This is a genomic window from Paenibacillus sp. IITD108 (assembly GCF_036541265.1).
Classification (GTDB): Bacteria; Bacillota; Bacilli; order Paenibacillales; family Paenibacillaceae; genus Pristimantibacillus.
The window spans coordinates 201,773-220,267 of record NZ_JAZHCT010000006.1 but is presented as its reverse complement, the minus strand read 5'-3'; the positions used below and the strand labels follow the sequence as shown (position 1 = coordinate 220,267).

Sequence of the window (18,495 nt, the reverse complement as noted above, 5' to 3'; positions counted from 1 at the left end):
AGTCTCAGCTTTATTATACGGATCTTCCTGCAGACCAGAAAAATTTGGACGGGAAAGGCTTTGAAGGAATCTACCAAGCCTATAAATTGATATGGGAAGGGCATGAGCTATTAAACGAACAGCTTTGTGAAGCGGAGACGGAGCCTTTCATTTTAAATTATTCGTGGATTCAGAGTAAAATAGAAGATGAAGACGAGAAGCTGATCGTATTGGCATTGTCGCCAGAGTCCGGCTTTGAAGCGCCGTTATGGGTTCCGATGGGAGGTTTTAATGAATGTCCGCTTCCTGAATACCAATCGGTTATTATGAAACATTGGCAGGAAAACTACGAGACAAGAGCGCTTGCGGTGTCGGATGATACTTGGGTTTTACAAGCCGGAAGAAAACCGTCGACACAAGAGGATGCATTAAAGCTCGCTAAAGAGCATTTTATGTTTTGCCAATATGTTTTGGAAAGCTATCCGACGCTGGGGCATTATGCCGACTATTTACTGAAGCACGATGTGTGGTATTTTTGGTGGGATTGAATACGATTATAGCTTATAGAGTTACGAAATCAGGCAGCCCGATGTGGGCTGTTTTTTTATTATTGTTAACTGAACCGAACATTTCATGTTAACTTAGATTGGTGGTTTATTCGGAAAACGGCTTTATAATAAGGGCAAGGAGTGTGAAAAGTATGATTTGCATGAACTTGAAAAATTTGCGAAAAAAGCATCGATATACGCAGGAAGACGTTGCTGAGAGGATCGGAGTTTCAAGACAGGCTGTTGCGAAATGGGAGAACGGCGAAACTGTGCCGGATATTAATAATTGTATAGCTTTAGCGGAACTTTATGGGGTCGTATTGGACGACCTGGTTCATCATTCAGAAGAAAAAGAACAAATCGGCATACGGCCAAAGGGGAAACACATATTTGGATTAGTGAAGGTTGGTGAACGCGGGCAAATCGTTATACCGAAAAAAGCGAGAGAGATTTTTAACATTTCTCCAGGTGACAGCTTAGTTGTACTTGGTGATGAGTCTGCGCATGGACTGGCGATAATGAAAAGCGAGGGATTGTTTCAGTTTGCACAAGATATAATGAATGCGCAGGAATGCGAGGAGGAAGAGGAGTGACAGCTATTCAAACAATGGGTTTAACAAAAAAATTCCGTGAAAAAACAGCAGTAGATTCTCTCAGCCTTTCAGTAGAGCAAGGCGAGCTTTTTGCACTGCTCGGTGTGAATGGCGCCGGCAAAACGACAACGATCAAAATGCTTACTTGCCTAAGCAAGCCCACTAGCGGAGATGCAGTTCTGCTTGGAGACAGCATCGTAACTAATGCTTATGCAGTAAAAGAAAAAATCGGCGTTTCTCCGCAGGAAACGGCGATCGGCCGCAACTTATCGGTGAAAGAGAATCTTGCTTTTATGGCTAAAATATATGAATTCAATAAAAATACTGTGGAAAAAAAAGTGGAAGAGATGCTCATAGCATTTAGTCTCAAGGATGTGTCTAGCGATAAAGCAAAAACGTTATCAGGCGGCATGCAAAGACGGCTCAGTATCGCTATGGCTCTTATTTCAAATCCGCAAATCCTTTTTCTAGATGAGCCAACATTGGGATTGGACGTACTTGCAAGACGAGAGCTGTGGAACATTATTGGAAGATTGAAGGGAAAAATAACGATTATACTAACGACTCATTATATGGAGGAAGCAGAAGCGCTTTCGGATCGAATAGGCATTATGGTAAAAGGAAAATTAAAAGCAGTTGGAACAGCGGCTGAATTGATGAAAAAGAAAAATGCGAAAACACTCGAGGATGCTTTTGTCTCCATCGTTGCAAAAGAGGGGGCTGTATCATGAAAGCACTAGCATTTGCCGACCGAAACCGCAAAGAGATGATTAGAGATCCTCTGAATTTAGCATTTGGAATAGGTTTTCCATTAGTCATACTATTCATGTTATCTGCCATGCAGGCGAATATCGAGGTTGAGCTATTTGTAATTAGCAATCTTATTCCGGGAATAGCCGTTTTCGGCCTTTCCTTTATTTCTTTATTCTCTGGCATGCTCATCGCCAAGGACAGGAGCACCTCGTTTCTGACGAGGCTGTTCACGGCTCCATTAACTGCCCGCGATTACATTATGGGTTATACTTTTCCGCTTATTCCCTTGTCCATTTTGCAAATTGCTATAAGTTTTGTTGCAGCATTTTTTATAGGGCTGCCTATCAACTTAAACGTTTTGCTTTCTATCATTGTGCTGCTTCCGACGGTTGTACTGTTTATAGTGATCGGACTGCTGGCAGGCAGCCTGTTAAATGACAAGCAAGTAGGAGGCGTCTGTGGTGCACTATTGACCAATCTTAGCGCATGGCTGAGCGGTACCTGGTTCGATCTGAATTTGATGGGCGGTTGGTTTAAAGAAATTGCATACACTCTTCCCTTCGCACATGCTGTAGACGCGGGCAGAGCTGCTATTTACAAAGACTATTCATCTATTTTACCGCATCTTTGGTGGGTGATTGGTTATGCAGCTGCTATCATGATTATTGCGATTTATATATTTAACAAGAAAATGCAAAGTGATACGGATTAGCAGAGCAGCCCCCTCAACTGTTAAGCAGCCATATGGGCTGCTTTTTTTGAATCTCTAAGAATTAATATAACTTTTGCGAGTTGAATGGAAAGGTATCCCTGGATGCAGCTATGTAAACCTGTTAGAAATCCCATGCTATTTTGTCATGGGCGCATATGATTATATGACTCCAGTTAATACGGCTAGAGCATATTTTGAGATGCTGGAAGCACCCGTGAAGGATTTTGTAGTTTTTGAACATTCGGCTCATTACCCGCAGTTTGAAGAAGAGAAATTATTTGCACATTGGTTAAACCAAATAGTCCTTTACGATTTCTAAATATGCAGTTGATCTTCAGCAAATAATTACTTGATACCCTTATCTAGAACACAGAAAAATTCTATGGAATTTGAGTAGTTGATGAAAGGGGTATTTGGTAGTGATTAAAAGGAAATGGAAGAGATGGGTATCTACGCTAGTATTGAGCAGCATGCTGCTTAGCGTGATCGTACCGTCAGCAGGTGCAACAAATGATGAAAGTACAACTGTTCAAGCATTAACAGCAGAGTACAATTCTGGCCCTGCATTGCTTATTACAGAAATGGTACCAGACACGGAAAATGTTAACAAGGCAGACGCATATGAGTTTGTTGAGGTTTATAATAATACAGATCAGCCAATTAATTTTGATGAGCAGTATTACTTTTTCTACAATAATGTTGATTCATGGAAAATGACAAAGGAAACAGATAACGTCATTATTCCGGCACATGAAGCAATCGTTTTTTGGATTATGAACGGAAATAATACCGATGAAACACTGGATAAGTTTCTAACTAATTTTTCTACAAGCACGGATCTTCAAGAAGGCGTGAATATATTTCGACTTGAAGGCGGCGGAGGAATGGCCAATTCGTCTGCTCGCAATTTGCAAATCAAGGAGAGAACTTCTAACGAAGTTGTAGTATCCGCTACTTATGAGGCAAGCCACGTCAAATTGAACAAAGGCATTTTCTTCGGTCATCCGGAAGGTGCAAGTAAAAATATGATCGTGATTATGCCTGATTCAGGCACTTTGGATGCAACTCCTGGAGTTGTAACGCCAGAGCAGATTAAACCGCCTGTTGTATCGGGGGCGCAGCCTGTAATTGTACATACGCCAGGCACTTTAATAGAAGCTGCCGATTACGAGATTTCAGCAGCGATCCAAAACTTTTCAGATTTTGAAGAAGGTCATTTGCCAGCAATGGAACTGCTGTATAAAACCACATCGCAAGCAAGATATACAATTGCTTCGATGATGTCTAAAGGTGAAGGGAAATTCAGTGCGATTATCCCTGCAGCAGCGTTGATCGAGCCTGAGCTTGAATACAAGCTTCGGGTTAAGGATACAACCGAAAGCTATTCGGCTAAAGTTAACTTGCCTGCATTTGATCCTGAGCAAGCGCCTGAACTGCTAGTCACTGAGCTTTTGCCTAATTCTAAAAATGTCAATAGTTCAGATGCTTATGAATTTATTGAAATATACAATAATACAGACCAGCCGATAAATTTTAACAATTATAAAATATACTATCGTTACCCCGACAAAGGCCCTGTCGCCGATGTAAAATGGGCATCTACGAATGAGAAGTTTATGATTCCAGCGCAGCAGTCTGTTGTTTTTTGGATTGTTAACAGCGCAAATAGCCATTTTACAGTTCAAGACTTTAATACTTTTTTTAATACAACACTGGTAGAAGATAAAGACTTGTTCATGATTAAGAGTGACGGTATGGCTAATTCCGGCCGCCGAGCAGTTGTTATCAAAACGAATACAGGCAAGGAAATTTCTGCTGCTTATTATGATGCAGATCAAATGTATGACGGCGGAGTAAAGAGCGATGAAACGAAAGAGGATCGTGGCATTCAATATAAATATCCGGTTAACGGCAGTGTAAATATGATCAAAGCTAGCTCCGGTACAGCAATGGGTTCGCCAGGCAGCATCGATGCTTCACAGGTTCCTGCTATTCCGAAGCATGTCATTCCCGACACGATTGAACCAGCCGTCACTGACTTGACTAATGTAGACCAGATCGATCAATCGCAATCGCTTGATCTTAAGGTGCGGGCTGAGGATGACAAGCAAATTACTTCTGTTGAAGTATTTGTACGCTCCGACAAGCAAACAGTCTTTGTTAGCGAATATTTAATACAGGATTACAATGACAAGCTGTATCATTATAAGCTTCCTTCTGCTGATCTTATCGGCAGAGCATACGTCGAATATTATTTCAGTGTGTCCGATGGCACAAATACGGTAGATACAGATGTTAAAAGGGTGGAGATTGTTGGCGGTCCTGACCAGTCGCCTTTGAGACTGAATGTAAAAGATGGCGATATTATTAGCGGAATTGCCATACTGAAGGGCACCGCACAAATTCCTGGTCAAGAGCCGCTAACATTAAGCATTGACGGCAGTGAGATTGCTGACAGCAGTACATCGTATGCTTTAGAGAATGATGCTTACTTTGTATTTGAAGCTAAAAATGTAGATTATTACTTCAAAAACGGAATTACAATGGGACCGCCCGAGCTTGGCGATGCTACCATTTTGTATACGTTTATGGATCCAATTCCGAATTATACGACTCTATCATTTCCAATCCCTGCTGACCGATTGAAGCTTGGCAGTGATAATGTGATTTATATTCGTGCAGGGTCCAAGTCATCGCCGTTTGATCCTCGTCCAGAAGAAAATAAGGATGATTTCGAAATTAAAAATATACGTTTGCTGCTTGCAGACGGAACTGAAATAAAAGATCCACTTTATGCTGATCGCGATAAGGAAATCAAGATGGGAGACAGCGCCGGCAAGCATGAGTCGATTGGCTTCCAGTTCAATTTGACGCCTGAGATGCTGAAAGCTAAAGCGTATGAATGGGACACAACGGCATTGGAAGACGGCATTCATGTAATAAAAGCAAAGCATCAATCGGAAGAGGTATCCGCTAATGTTTCGGTTGATAATACTGCACCTTCGATCGAGCCAAGCATTGAAGAAGGCAAGCAATACCGCGGAACTTTTGAGATCAATGCCTTGATTGCAGATGCGCTTTCAGGCGTGGAGCATGTAGAAACGAAGCTTGACGGACAAAATATTACATTGCCGTATGCCACTTCATCTGGAAGTCTAAGCGGCGGTATTCATACGTTATTTATTAAGGCAACAGATAAAGCAGGCAATGCAACAGAAAAAAACGTTCAATTTGAAGTTCCGGATGAGAATCCAAATTCTCCAGAACTTATCGGGCCGACGGATGGAAAGAGCGTTTCTGGAAGCAGCGCGAACTTGACAGTAAAGGTGGAGGATCCTGAGGGAGATGCGCTTGATGTTTCCTTTTATAAGGGATTCAAGTATGACAGTAAACATAGAACAGGCTTCAAAGGCTTTAAGCATGCATCGGATACAGAGCCGCCTAAAGTGATGGTTCCAAGTGGAGAAGAACCGCTTACTGAGGAAGATTACGCAAAAATTGGCGAGCAGGATGGACAATATTTAGTAAATGATGCTGTAGAGCAATTCCCGTATCAGCGTTATGAAATCAAACTTGACCCTTCTGTAAAAGCAGCCGATCAAGCTGTTATAGAGTGGAAAGGAAATTCACTCAAAGGCCGTAAAGTAAGCTTGTATGCATGGAGCTACACAAGCGGAGCTTGGGAGCTGTTGAACAGTAAAATAGCTGGAACGGAAGATTTCGAGCTGACTGCTGTAGTAAAAGCTGGGGATTATGCAAAGGATCATACGATTCAAGTTCTCGTTCAAGATGAGATTGCGGCTTTGTCATCATCTTCGCCAGTTACAGAGGACCGATATGATTTTACAATCGGATGGATGTCCGATACACAATATTATTCCGAAAGCTATCCTCATATTTATGAGTCGATCGTAAAATGGTTTGCAGATAATAAAGAGAAGATTAATTTGAAATATATTGTTCATACAGGCGATATCGTGGACAAGGAATATCAGGAGTACCAATGGATAGCAGCCGATAAAAAAATGAAAATACTAGAGGATGCCAATATTCCATACGGCGTATTAGCTGGCAATCATGACGTCGGCCATCAAAATAATGATTATACGAAGTACTATGAATATTTTGGCGACTGGCGTTTCAAGGATATGCCGACGTTCGGCGGCTCCTATAAAAACAACCGGGGACACTATGATCTCGTGTCGGCAGGCGGAAATGATTTCATCATCGTCTATATGGGCTGGGGATTGGCTGACGAGGAGATCGAATGGATGAATGAAGTTGTCTCTAAATACCCGGAACGTAAAGCAATTCTAGCTCTGCATGAATATTTGCTAGTATCGAATAACCGTGCGCCAATCGCAGATAAAATCTACGAGAAGGTTGTCCTGCCAAACAAAAATGTATTCGCAACATTATCGGGCCACTACCATGATTCACAGTTGAAAATTAATGAAGTGGATGATAACGGCGACGGTATTGTGGATCGCAAGGTTTATCAAATTCTTGCCGATTATCAAGGAGCGGCAGAAGGCGGTCTTGGTTTTATCCGGCTTATGCAATTTGATATCGAAAATAATAAGCTGCACATGAAAACTTATTCACCTTATTTGAATGAATACAATTATTATGATCCAATTCAATATCCAGGCAAGGATGAGTTCTCGCTTGATCTGGATTTACAGCCAAAAACGAAGCGCGTCGCTACTGATTATATTGGCGTAAAGGTGTACACAGACCAATTAATTGGCAGTACGAGCAATGTGTCAAGCGGAGCTGAAACAACAGTCAGTTGGAATAATTTAAGAAGCGATATGTACTATCAATGGTATGTACAAGCAGAAGATGCTAACAGCGGTATCGTTTTATCCGATATTTGGGGCTTCCAGACAGGGAGAGCCGGCGGCGGTACTGGAGAAACAGGCGGTACAACACCTACTCCTGATCCCGAGCCAACGCCATTGCCGAAGGTAGAAGCAGGTAAGATTACGTTCCAGCCTGGCAAAGCAAACGACAAGTATACTGTTGACCGGGCAGCTTTGGAAAAAGCGATGGAACAGACGAATAACGGAGAAATTGGGATTCATATAGCAGATAAACTGGCGAGCGGCTCTAACATAAGGCTTGAGCTGGATGCTGCCGCGTGGCAGGAAGCAAAAGCACGCAAGCTGCTGATTGAAATCGTAACGCCGGCTTTAGAGTTGAAGATTCCAGCTGCATCGTTGCCAGATCATACTTCCGATGCGGAAATGATTGTATTGGAGCTTGGAGCATTATTGAATAAAGCATCTGAGGGTTTAACCAATCAATGGGTCAAGGCAGACGACAAGCTTAATTCCGCTAAGATTGCCTTTGGATTGACTCTTCGCTCGAAGAAAAATGGTAAGGAAGCTTTGGTGCTTCAGTTAAGAGAACCGGTGACCCTGACTATGACATTGACCGATGAGCAGCATCGCCAATTGAACAGCGAGTTTGCAGGCGTTTATGCCGTAGATAAAGGAGAAGCCTTTTATATTGGCGGAAAATTTGCGGGGAATACGGTAACCTTTACTGCTGATCAACTATCACAATTTGCTGTTTTAGAATTTTACAAAGCTTTTGATGATGTAGCAGGAGGCTGGGCGGAACCATATATTCAGAAGCTTGCAGCCAAGCATATTATCCGCGGTATTGATGATCACCGCTATGGTCCGCAGCGAAGCGTATCGCGCGCTGATTTCGCGACACTTTTGATGCGTTCACTGGACCTGTCGAAGGCGGAGATTGAAGATTCATCTTCTGCATTTAGCGATGTGCCTGCCGATACTTACTATTCTGATTATATTGCTAAGGCAACTGCATTCGGTGTCATTCAAGGCAGCGGAGGGAAATTTCGTCCTTTGGATACCGTAACTCGTGAAGAAGCTGCTGTTATGATCGCTAGGCTGGCAGCCGTTATGGGGAAAACAAAGCAGAATCAAAGTGCAGATCAAAAACAAGATCTGAACCAGATTCAGAACCCAGATCAGAACCCAGATCAGAACCGTGATCAAAACCATGATCAAAAAATGGATCAAAACCAAAACAGCATTTCTGCTTCTTCGTTCACAGACTTTGGACTTGTATCGGAATGGGCAGTTGCCGCGGTAAATGAAGTGAGATCGCTCGGTATTATGAACGGTAAAGACGGTAATCGCTTCGATCCGAAAGGTAATGTAACACGGGCCGAGCTAGCCAAAATGCTGTATCAGCTGTTGAACCTTAAATAAGGAAATAAGTGAGACTGTCGATTCATTGTGGGCAACTATTGAGAAGGAATGAGAAAGGGGAAACGGAGAGCAAGAATGGGAATGGAGAAGCGGTAGCGTCCGCCTTTGTAGGCTAATTTTTTCCTTTACAGGGGTTATTTATTCATAAAAATTAGACTACAACAGCGGTCGGAATCCCAATCTTGATCGCAGTGATCCCCCTTTCTATTGCTTGTTGCAACTATCCACAATTAATCGACAGTCTCTAAGTAAAAGTTAATTATTAAAAAAATCGAAGTATGAGTCCAGGCATATGTCGAAGTATGAGTCAATGTAATCCCTGTCACAGGCATGAGTTGAAGTATGAGTCGAAGTAATCCCTTGTCACAGGCATAAGTTGAAGTATGAGTCGATGTGATGTAATCCCTGTCAGGCGCTGTGCTGCTGTGTTCGAAGTAGAATTCGGATGCTTCATGGTGCTTGGCGGGGATTTTTTTAGCAAACTTATTGGTTCATAACGGAATTTGGGCATCTGCTCATGAATTCCAGTAAAAAATGTTAATAAATACTGGTAGATGATGCACAGACAAGCCACACGCGGGCAACTAAGTGCATTTTATGCATCTAGTTTTCCCTTTTTTGCCGAAAAAAGGAATCTAAGTGCATTTCCTGCATCTAGTTTGATCAAAATCCACCGTTTCTCGCGAAATTCTTCAAACTAACTGTAGTTTTTCCCTTTAGATTCAGAAAAACGCCGAATACCTTAAAACTAAGGGCATGAAATACAGTTAGTTGAGTAAAGATAGGGAAACTCTGCAGCGTAAAAGAAGATCGCCTCCTTTGCTTGTTTAATAAAACAGGTGGCGATCTTCTTTTTTGGCTTGTTAATGTAGCAGAAGTAAGCTGTTTACAGACATCAGTTGCAAGGCAAACTAACCTTATCAGTTGCATGCTCGAATAAGACTCAAAAGCATCACCAGTTACATTACCTAGCAAGAAGCACTATCTGCACCAGTCGCATTACTTAGTAGGACGCACTATCTGCATCGGTTGCACACGAGTTAGTTTGAGTTCATAAAAAGCCGCTATCTAAACCCTGCCTAGTTAGTTCATAGTATAAGGTTCTTTGGCCAGTACCGCGAAGCAGCGGCTTTAACCACCCTTTTTTACATAAACGCTGCAGATGAACTACAGAGGTTCGTGGATTGATTGAGAAATGTCTGGTTACATCGATTGGCCGGATTGGGCGAGCAAGTGATATGGCGAGACGAATAACTTCGTTGTCAGCGAAAAATATCCTTTCCACCTTGTTATTCTCCGATTCAAATCGACTAAGCACTATGCGGAGCAGATGAATACATAGTTCAGGCCGTTGAGCTACATCATCATAGGAAAATGAAATGACATGAAATCCCATCCCCGTTAAAAAGGTTTCCCGATTTAGCTCGCTGCAGTATTTTTTACGATCCATGTTCGTAACGTGCTCTCCGAAGCCTTTAATTTCAATAATCATTTTACATGATTTGGGCATATACAAATAATCTGCAAAGTATGACCTGCCACGCCAATCCAATACCTCATATTCCGGATGCAAATAATTAAAATTCCCCTTCAGCGGCCACCAAACATTTTTAGCAAATAATATTTCTGCGTGTCCGTAGCCGCGTTCCAAGCGTCCCTTTCTTTCACCTGAGCGCTGATTCAAATGAAATTGGATAAATGCATCATTAGCCTCCTCGAATCCATCCACAGCAATCACCTCTATAAAAAAATAAAACGCCCCATTCCATCAAAGAGATAGATGAGGACGTTCTTCGTCGTATGGAATTATTATACATCAGTCGAGCATAAAAGCCTAGTTTGCTAGATTCACAGACACGCGCTTATAATAGAGGTTATGAGATGTGTCGTTAGTTGATAACTATGTGGTTGGTATGAATGAGGCAGAAGGGATTGTGGAAAATGAGCAATGAGACAACGAAAGAGGAACTAAATAATAAACAGAATACAATGACCGAGGAAGATTGGTCTCAGTTAATAAAAGCTGTTCATCATAACGGCACGGTAGCTTTAAAAATGTACTTTGAAGACGTTGAAGGACAAATCTCGAATGTTGAAGCATATGGGCCTATTTTTGTTTTTCATGTGAAGGATGAATCGGAAAGTATATATTCCTGTGGTTTCTTTCTGAGAGAGCTAGTAGCCAAATTCCAGTCAGGCAATGATCCGGCGATGTGGATGGCTTCTTTCTTCTTCAATTTGATGGAAACCAAAGGCGGTAAAACTTTGCCACAGCCGGCTGCAAGTAAAGATGAAGCTAATGCGATCATGGACAAGATTATCGTCCCACAATGTATGAAAGCTGTAAAAGAGGAGTTTGCACCAGAGCAGATACATGCAGGTCTAGCGCTCAACGAGCAGCTTGGTCCGGTATTTGAAGTCGGATTTCCAACGATTAAAGATGGAAATAACGTATGTGCGATTCCATTGCATTTATTGCTAACCAATTATCAACTGAATCGAGATCCTGCTGAATTGTTGATTCAAGGCTTGTATAAAATTAAAAGTGAGCATAGCGAGTAGGAATTGAACATTAAAACGCCTAATTTTCTAACGGATAGGCTTGGTGGTAAGCGTTAGATCACAGACCATTCCTCAGCTAGATCATAAACCGACCGTCGTACAGTTAGATTACGAATCAGCGTTCAACTGATATGAGCGATATTGTTGTTCAGTTCTATAAGCGAGCTCTTCTATGCGACATATGCCAATACGTTATATAATTGATCTGATACCAACTATTATTGTTTCAATTGTGCAAAGGAGACATCATGGGAAATTATCAGATCTGTGATTTTTGCGGGAATCTGTCTGAAAAAAGAAGTAAAAAAATGTGCCAAAGCTGTGAGGAGAATTATAATAAAATCCGCAGCATCATTGAGGCATACCCGGATACAATCGTTTTAGATATTTCGAATCAAACTGGAATTAGTGTCAGCCGGATTTTATCGTTTGTGAAAGTTGGCTATTTTACGATGAAGGAAGGATCGTTGGGCGTTAAGGATTAGCAGCATCTTACATAATGGGGGCGTGGCTTGGTCTCTTTAGTGAATCTCACTAGAGAGATTTTTTTATGCTTATTTTGTGATTTAGCCTAATAACATTTGCAGCAGCTGTAAAGAATAGATATATAAGAGCTGGATAAAGGCAGAATAAAACTGAATCCAAGCAATGGTTGCCTAGGTGCGGGAGGTATTATGAGAAATAAGGAAAGTATATTTAAAAAGGGGAATAGAGCGGCATTACTTGCTTCAATCGTAAATACGATAATTGCCATTATTAAAGGGGTAGCGTATTTTTTTACTGGAAATGTGGCTATGTTTGCTGAAATGATGCATTCTTTTGGAGACGCAGCAAATCAGCTTTTTGTTTTTATAGGAAGTGCTTTAAGCAAGAAGCTGCCAACTAACCGTTTTCCTGATGGATTTGGCAGGCTTGTTAATCTGGTTTTGCTTGGAGCGGTTATTATTGTAGGCGTTATGAGCTACGAAACGATTAAAGAAGGAATTATGCATATTTTGCATCCTACTGAATCTACGGGGCTGCTAATTAATATTTCTGTATTGGGAGTAGGCTTTTTGCTTGAGGTTTACGTCCTTTACAAAGCGATGAAGGAAATTGTTCATGAAACTGGAGGGCAAGCTAATGGCCTTGCCGTTATAGCAATGAGCTTCAAAAATTTCAAAGCGTCAAAGCCTGCCACAAAGCTTGTTTTTATGGAAGATATGGTGGCTACATTGGGCGGAATTATTGCAATCATCGGGATTCTTATATCCTATTTTGCAGGATGGCATGCGGCTGAGGGAGTAGCCTCGGTTATTATTGGTATCATGATGTTTTACGTCGTCGGGAACGTGTTTATGGACAATGCCAAAGGAGCGCTTGGCGAGGCGGATGATGAGCTTGAAGATAAGATTGCCGAGTATATATTCACGAATTCTGAGATAAAGGATATAAAGACGCTGTTTGCCATTAAAGAAGGAGAAAATTATCATATCGAAATGAAGCTCGAAATTGACGCTTCCTTAACAGTAGCCCAAGCGATTGCTATAAAAGAGCGCATTGAAGGGAAGATTAGCGAGATAAATGGAATAACAGACGTTATCATCGAGTTTCTGGTAGATGATGGCGTAAGAACTTGGTTCAATCATGCTCATAAAGATGTAAACTGATCAATCGTATTCATGAATAGGCCAGCCCTTGCAGTATCCCTTTAATAATTATTGAAATCCACCTGGGTTGTTCAATAATTATTAAGGGGATTTTTTTGTCTTTTATACCGTTCATATTCAGTTCATAAATGAAAGTTATCATCCTTTTAAATAAATGCAGGGAGGAATCACAATGATTTATGAACAAAAGAAGCAAAAATATACAAGCAGTGGGGAGTGGGCAGTTGAGGCGCAAGGGTTAGTTAAAACCTTCGGCAGCAATCATGCAGTAGATGGTGTGGATTTAAAAGTAGGTGCCGGTACGATCTATGGCGTACTTGGTCCCAATGGTGCAGGCAAGACGACGACAATTAGAATGCTTGCTACTTTATTGCGGCCTGACGGCGGATCCGCTCGCATCTTTGGATATGATGTTGTGAAGGAGCCTCAAATTGTGCGTCAATTAATAGGAGTGACCGGTCAGTATGCTTCGGTTGATGAGTCACTTAGCGCCACAGAAAATTTGATTATTTTCTCAAGGCTGCTTGGGTTAGGGCGTGCTGAGGCAAAGCGGAAGACAGCGGAGCTGCTTGAAGAATTTGGGCTGAGCGAAGCAGCAAAAAGGCCATTGAAGCATTTCTCAGGAGGCATGCGCCGCCGGCTGGATTTGGCAGCAAGTCTTATTGCTCAGCCGCCGCTTATCTTTTTGGATGAACCGACTACGGGGCTTGATCCGCGTACCCGTGCACAGATGTGGGATACGATCCGCCGATTGGTGAAGACGGGCTCAACTGTGCTTTTAACGACGCAGTACCTTGATGAAGCCGATCAATTAGCAGATCGAATTGCAGTGATCGATAGCGGCAGAGTGGTAGCTGAGGGCACTGTGGATGAGCTTAAAACTTCTATTGGAACTTCAGCACTGCACTTAAAGGTACAAGATTCACAAGAAATGGAGAGAGCACGTCAACTTGTCGGCAGGCTGCTTGATATGGAGTCTAAGGTGATAGTGGAAGCCAATAAAATTACTGCACCACTGGCTAATGCTAATATCGTTACAGATTTACTTATCGGTTTGCGCGAGGCAGGGATTCATCTTGAAGAGATCAGTGTGCAAAAGCCAACACTCGATGAAGTCTTTTTAGCTACCACCGGCCGTGGAGTAAAAGAGAAGAATTCAATGGACCTAAATGAATCTAATGAAGAAGTGGAGATAAAAATATGAGAGATACAGTAGTTAACCCTATCGCAAACAGGAAATTGAAAAAACAGACGAGCTTGTCACAAACCATTCGCAACTCCTTGACAATGGCTTATCGAGGTCTCTTAAAGATTCGGCGTACGCCGGAGCAATTATTTGATGTTACACTCCAGCCGATCATATTTACTTTAATGTTTGCTTATATATTTGGGGGGGCTATATCTGGTAATATTGATAATTATTTGCCGGTTATTATACCTGGCATTCTTGTGCAAACGGTAATTACTACTTCAATTGTTACAGGTGTTCAGCTTCGCGAGGATATGGATAAGGGAGTATTTGACCGCTTCAAGTCGCTCCCAATAGCGCGCATTGCACCACTGGCAGGAGCGCTGCTCGCTGATACGATTCGTTACACGATAGCGACTACAATCACTTTCATTATGGGGTATATAATGGGTTACCGGCCAGATGGAGGCTTGGAGAACGTAGTCGTTGCTGCTATTCTAGTTATTGTATGTGCATGGGCAATCAGCTGGATCTTCGCATTTTTTGGCGTTATTGCGCGTACTGCTTCAAGTGTGCAGGGGATTTCTATGATTGTTCTGTTTCCGCTAACCTTTGTTTCTAATGCTTTTGTACCGGTTGACACGATGCCGGGCTGGCTAAAATGGTTCGCAGACGTTAATCCGGTTTCACACCTCGTAACTGCGGTGCGCGAGCTGACTAATACAGGTACGGTCGGCTCTGATTTTTTATTATCGCTCCTTGGGGCTGCTGTTGTCGTAGCTATTTTTGCTCCGCTTACGGTACGCGCCTATATGCGCCGTACTTAATCAAAGGGGGATTGTAATGGCTCGGATTTTAGTTGTCGATGATGATCCGCATATCCGTGAATTAGTAAGTCATTTTTTGGAGCTGGAAGGGCTGAACGTAGTTGAAGCGGTGGATGGCTTGGATGCGCTGCGCATTCTTGATGCTGCTCAAATTGATTTAGTTATTCTTGATATTATGATGCCCGGCATGGACGGCTGGGAGCTATGCCGCGAGCTGCGGGAGCAGACGGATTTGCCGCTGCTGATGCTGACTGCCAAGGGCGAAACCTCTCAAATTATAAAAGGCTTTGAGCTGGGAACAGACGATTATCTCGTAAAGCCATTCGATCCATTAGTGCTCGTTGCGCGGGTAAAAGCACTTTTGAAGCGATACAAAATTATGACCTCACAAATTATACAAATTGGTGATCTTACACTGCGTCGTGATACGTTCCAGTGCTGGTTGGCTAATAATGAGATGACCTTGCCGCTGAAGGAGTTTGAGCTATTATTTAAGCTTGCAAGCTATCCGGGTAAAACATTTCCGCGTGATCAGCTGATCGAGCAAATTTGGGGTTATGATTATGAGGGCGACGAAAGAACGGTCGATGTGCATATTAAACGGCTGCGTGAACGATTCACTGAGGAAAGCAGCGCATTCCGGATCAGCACAATCAGAGGGCTAGGCTACCGGCTGGAGGTGCTGCAGTGAAGCGAAAACCAGGATTTCTTCATATTGCTTTAAATGTATTATTAGTCGTATGTGTAGTAATTCTTAGCTGGACGGCCGCTTTTTATATTACTGGCTTTCTTTACAGCAAAGTAGCCTGGGAGCCTCACGATTTGCTCGCCTTTCTTATTAACGCAATGCTTGGCTTTTTTATTTTCGGTCTAGCTATTTCGATTGCCGGGCCATTTGTTAAAAGAAGAGAGCATCATTATTGGTCGGAATTGATAGATGCTTTAAGACGTATCTCGCGTGGTGATTTTCGTGTTAATTTGGATGCTGGGTTTGGCTCTGCTCATAACAACCAGCGGCAAAATCATCCCTATGCTCAGCTCGTAAACAGCATTAACGATATGGCTGCTAACCTCAAAGTGATGGAGGAGCTGCGGCAGGAGTTTATTTCCAATGTATCCCACGAAATCGGATCTCCGCTTACTTCCATTAGCGGTTTTGCCAAAGCGCTAAAAAATGAAAATCTGGACCGGGAGCGGCGTCAGCGTTATTTGACGATTATTGAGACGGAATGCTTAAGGCTGTCAAAGCTGAGCGATAATTTAATGAAGCTCGCCGTGCTGGATTCTGAGCGTCATCCATTCAAGCCGATGCCTTACCGGCTTGATAAACAGCTAATCGCTCTTATTCTTACTTGTGAACCGCAGTGGGAAGCCAAAAAAATCGAGATGGATGTTGACGTTGAAGAAGTTGAAGTTGTCGCGGATGAGGATCTAATGAGCCAGGTATGGGTGAACCTTATTCATAATGCAATTAAGTTCACCCCGTATAGCGGAAAAATTAGTGTTGTGCTCACGAGAAGCGAGGATCAAGCTATGATTCGAGTAGCAGACACGGGTCCGGGAATTGCAGAAAAGGATCAGCTGCGTATTTTTGAACGGTTTTACAAAGCGGATAAATCACGAGAACGTGCTTCTGGAGGCAGCGGTCTTGGCCTTTCTATTGCAAGCAAAATTACAGAAATGCATCACGGCTCGATCTCTGTATCCAGCAAGCTGGGAGAAGGAGCAGAATTTAAGGTGCTGCTGCCGTTAAATGTGAGATAGATCGCAGCCCACAGTATTTCGATATTCCTGCGGCGTCATTCCGGAATATTCGCGGAAAACTTTAATGAAATACGGTGTGCTTTGATAACCGCAAGCAACAGCAATATCCTGCACCTTGCCTCGCGTTTGCTGAAGCAGCTGTTCGGCGCTGTTCATGCGCACCTGAAAGATGTATTCCGTAATGCTTTGCCCTGTTTCCATGCGATAAATTTTAGATAATGACGATGGATGCAGGTACACATGCTCTGCAATACGCTGCAGCGATATATCAACTGATAAATTTTGCTGAATAAAAGATTGCGCCTTACGTATGATGGCGCTTTTATTATCGGTTTCTTCCACGGCAAAATGATCGGTTAATTGCTCCAGTGTGTGCATACTCCATTCCTTTAACTGCTGAACGGATAGAAACCGATTGGCGTGAAAGGTTTTAATTAGGCTGCTGCCGCACAGCTCCGCAAGCAGCCTGCCATTTTTGTGGGCGATGAACAGATATGCCTGATAAATAGAATGGTAGGCTTCAAGAAGATGCTCCTGCGAATCGCCCCATTTGCTATCTAATTCATCAAAAATGTGCAGAAGCTTTTCTTTGGCGCCGCTCCAATTGCCATGCTGCATCAAATGAATGAGAGATGGAGGCTCGTGCAGCATGGATAGCGTTTGAATGCCGCCGCTGCCGTTGTTATTTCCCGCTTGTACATAGCCCGCTCTTTTCTCACTGCCCACGGTTTGCAATAAAGCAGCGGAAGTAGTCTCGTACATAGACGAGAGCTCTTGCGGAAACAAGGCGCTCTGGCTGCATAAGATCGACACGTCCCCTTTTAAAAACTGTTGTACATGCTGCCTAATCGTCTCTCCCAATTCCTCCAAGGTTTGTTTGCAGGATTTACCGGATTGCTCAGCTGCCAGTGTGGAACGCTGCCCGTAAGCTTCAAGCACTCGCTTTTGATACGGAGAAAGCACGTACACATGATAGCCGTAATCGTCCTTCGTATGCCAAAGATGAAATCTCCACTCCAGCACCTCGCTCACAATATTGTATAGGGCATATTCCATAAGCCCCAGATCATGGGGATTATAACGCGAGAATTGCTCCTCCATACGGATCAGCATCAAGCGGGCAGATGAGCCGAAGCCGAAAGGAAGCTCAAGCTCCTCGAGCTTGGTTTCGTATTGTTCCTTAGAAAATCGAATTCCATACAAAATATCAAATAAGAACCGTTCACGGATTGTAGGCAGATGCTCTTTTAGCGTACTGACGGTCTTTTGCCGGGAAATGGAGTCAGCCTGCTCTTCATGCCATTGCGCGGCTGTTCTTTTCAACACTTCTTTTAATGCATTCATCTTAACTGGCTTAAGTAAATATTCGATAGCATGCAATTGTATAGCCTGCCGGGCGTATTCAAACTCGGAGTAGCCGGATAATAAAATGCATTTGACACCTTCTTGAGTATCAGCAACATGCCTGATCAGCTCAAGCCCATTCATTCCAGGCATTTGGATATCCGTCAGTAATATGTTAATCGAAGTATTTCTCATCAGCTTAATTGCTTCATCAGCGTTATAAACTTTGCTGACACTCTCAAGATGAGGAATATTCCAGGAAGCGACAATTTCTGCAAGTCCATCGGCGATGGGCTGTTCATCATCAACAATTAGCAATCTCGCCAT

General features: G+C 42.8%; 15 protein-coding genes. 13 read left to right on the top strand and 2 right to left on the bottom strand.

The window, feature by feature from the left end:
- Positions 1 to 44: 44 nt before the first annotated feature.
- The 6 genes from V1L65_RS07610 (at position 45) to V1L65_RS07585 (ending at position 8,833) form a co-directional block, all read left to right on the top strand.
- Positions 45 to 527, top strand: a complete 483-nt coding sequence (locus tag V1L65_RS07610) for a DUF4253 domain-containing protein (RefSeq protein WP_331698508.1) — start codon at positions 45 to 47, stop codon at positions 525 to 527.
- A 152-nt stretch (positions 528 to 679) separates the two neighbouring features.
- Positions 680 to 1,120 (top strand): helix-turn-helix transcriptional regulator, encoded by a 441-nt coding sequence (locus V1L65_RS07605; protein WP_331698507.1) that lies wholly within the window; start codon positions 680 to 682, stop codon positions 1,118 to 1,120.
- Entirely contained in the window at positions 1,117 to 1,851 is a 735-nt protein-coding gene (locus V1L65_RS07600) for an ABC transporter ATP-binding protein (RefSeq protein WP_442955679.1), read from the top strand. The genes V1L65_RS07605 and V1L65_RS07600 overlap by 4 nt, the downstream gene beginning before the upstream one ends.
- Positions 1,848 to 2,585, top strand: a complete 738-nt coding sequence (locus V1L65_RS07595) for an ABC transporter permease (RefSeq protein ID WP_331698506.1) — start codon at positions 1,848 to 1,850, stop codon at positions 2,583 to 2,585. Before V1L65_RS07600 ends, V1L65_RS07595 begins: the two co-directional genes overlap by 4 nt.
- A gap of 73 nt (positions 2,586 to 2,658) precedes the next feature.
- Complete coding sequence (locus tag V1L65_RS07590; protein ID WP_331698505.1) at positions 2,659 to 2,904, top strand: hypothetical protein; 246 nt, start codon at positions 2,659 to 2,661, stop codon at positions 2,902 to 2,904.
- Between the two features lie 100 nt (positions 2,905 to 3,004).
- Positions 3,005 to 8,833 carry an S-layer homology domain-containing protein gene (locus V1L65_RS07585; protein WP_331698504.1) on the top strand — a complete coding sequence of 1,943 codons (5,829 nt, stop codon included), beginning with the start codon at positions 3,005 to 3,007 and terminating at the stop codon, positions 8,831 to 8,833.
- 1,051 nt (positions 8,834 to 9,884) lie between these two features.
- On the opposite strand, the gene V1L65_RS07580 is transcribed toward V1L65_RS07585, so the two are convergent.
- Positions 9,885 to 10,562: a DUF559 domain-containing protein gene (locus tag V1L65_RS07580; protein ID WP_331698503.1), complete on the bottom strand. Its 678-nt coding sequence runs from the start codon at positions 10,560 to 10,562 to the stop codon at positions 9,885 to 9,887.
- A gap of 212 nt (positions 10,563 to 10,774) precedes the next feature.
- Here V1L65_RS07580 and V1L65_RS07575 point away from each other — a divergent pair, with 212 nt between their 5' ends.
- From V1L65_RS07575 to V1L65_RS07545, 7 genes are all read left to right on the top strand, one after another.
- On the top strand, positions 10,775 to 11,395 hold the full coding sequence (locus V1L65_RS07575) for a hypothetical protein (RefSeq protein ID WP_331698502.1): 621 nt from the start codon (positions 10,775 to 10,777) through the stop codon (positions 11,393 to 11,395).
- Between the two features lie 248 nt (positions 11,396 to 11,643).
- Entirely contained in the window at positions 11,644 to 11,880 is a 237-nt protein-coding gene (locus tag V1L65_RS07570) for a hypothetical protein (protein WP_331698501.1), read from the top strand.
- A 189-nt stretch (positions 11,881 to 12,069) separates the two neighbouring features.
- The gene (locus tag V1L65_RS07565; RefSeq protein ID WP_331698500.1) at positions 12,070 to 13,044 is read left to right on the top strand and encodes a cation diffusion facilitator family transporter; all 975 of its coding nucleotides are present in this window, start codon (positions 12,070 to 12,072) and stop codon (positions 13,042 to 13,044) included.
- Between the two features lie 172 nt (positions 13,045 to 13,216).
- Positions 13,217 to 14,248, top strand: a complete 1,032-nt coding sequence (locus V1L65_RS07560) for an ATP-binding cassette domain-containing protein (protein ID WP_331698499.1) — start codon at positions 13,217 to 13,219, stop codon at positions 14,246 to 14,248.
- Positions 14,245 to 15,060 carry an ABC transporter permease gene (locus V1L65_RS07555; RefSeq protein ID WP_331698498.1) on the top strand — a complete coding sequence of 272 codons (816 nt, stop codon included), beginning with the start codon at positions 14,245 to 14,247 and terminating at the stop codon, positions 15,058 to 15,060. Before V1L65_RS07560 ends, V1L65_RS07555 begins: the two co-directional genes overlap by 4 nt.
- 16 nt (positions 15,061 to 15,076) lie before the next feature.
- Entirely contained in the window at positions 15,077 to 15,751 is a 675-nt protein-coding gene (locus V1L65_RS07550) for a response regulator transcription factor (RefSeq protein ID WP_331698497.1), read from the top strand.
- Positions 15,748 to 16,824: a sensor histidine kinase gene (locus V1L65_RS07545; protein ID WP_331698496.1), complete on the top strand. Its 1,077-nt coding sequence runs from the start codon at positions 15,748 to 15,750 to the stop codon at positions 16,822 to 16,824. Before V1L65_RS07550 ends, V1L65_RS07545 begins: the two co-directional genes overlap by 4 nt.
- Here V1L65_RS07545 and V1L65_RS07540 read toward each other — a convergent pair.
- Positions 16,810 to 18,495, bottom strand: a complete 1,686-nt coding sequence (locus V1L65_RS07540) for a response regulator (protein ID WP_331698495.1) — start codon at positions 18,493 to 18,495, stop codon at positions 16,810 to 16,812. The two genes, V1L65_RS07545 and V1L65_RS07540, sit on opposite strands and share 15 nt — an antisense overlap.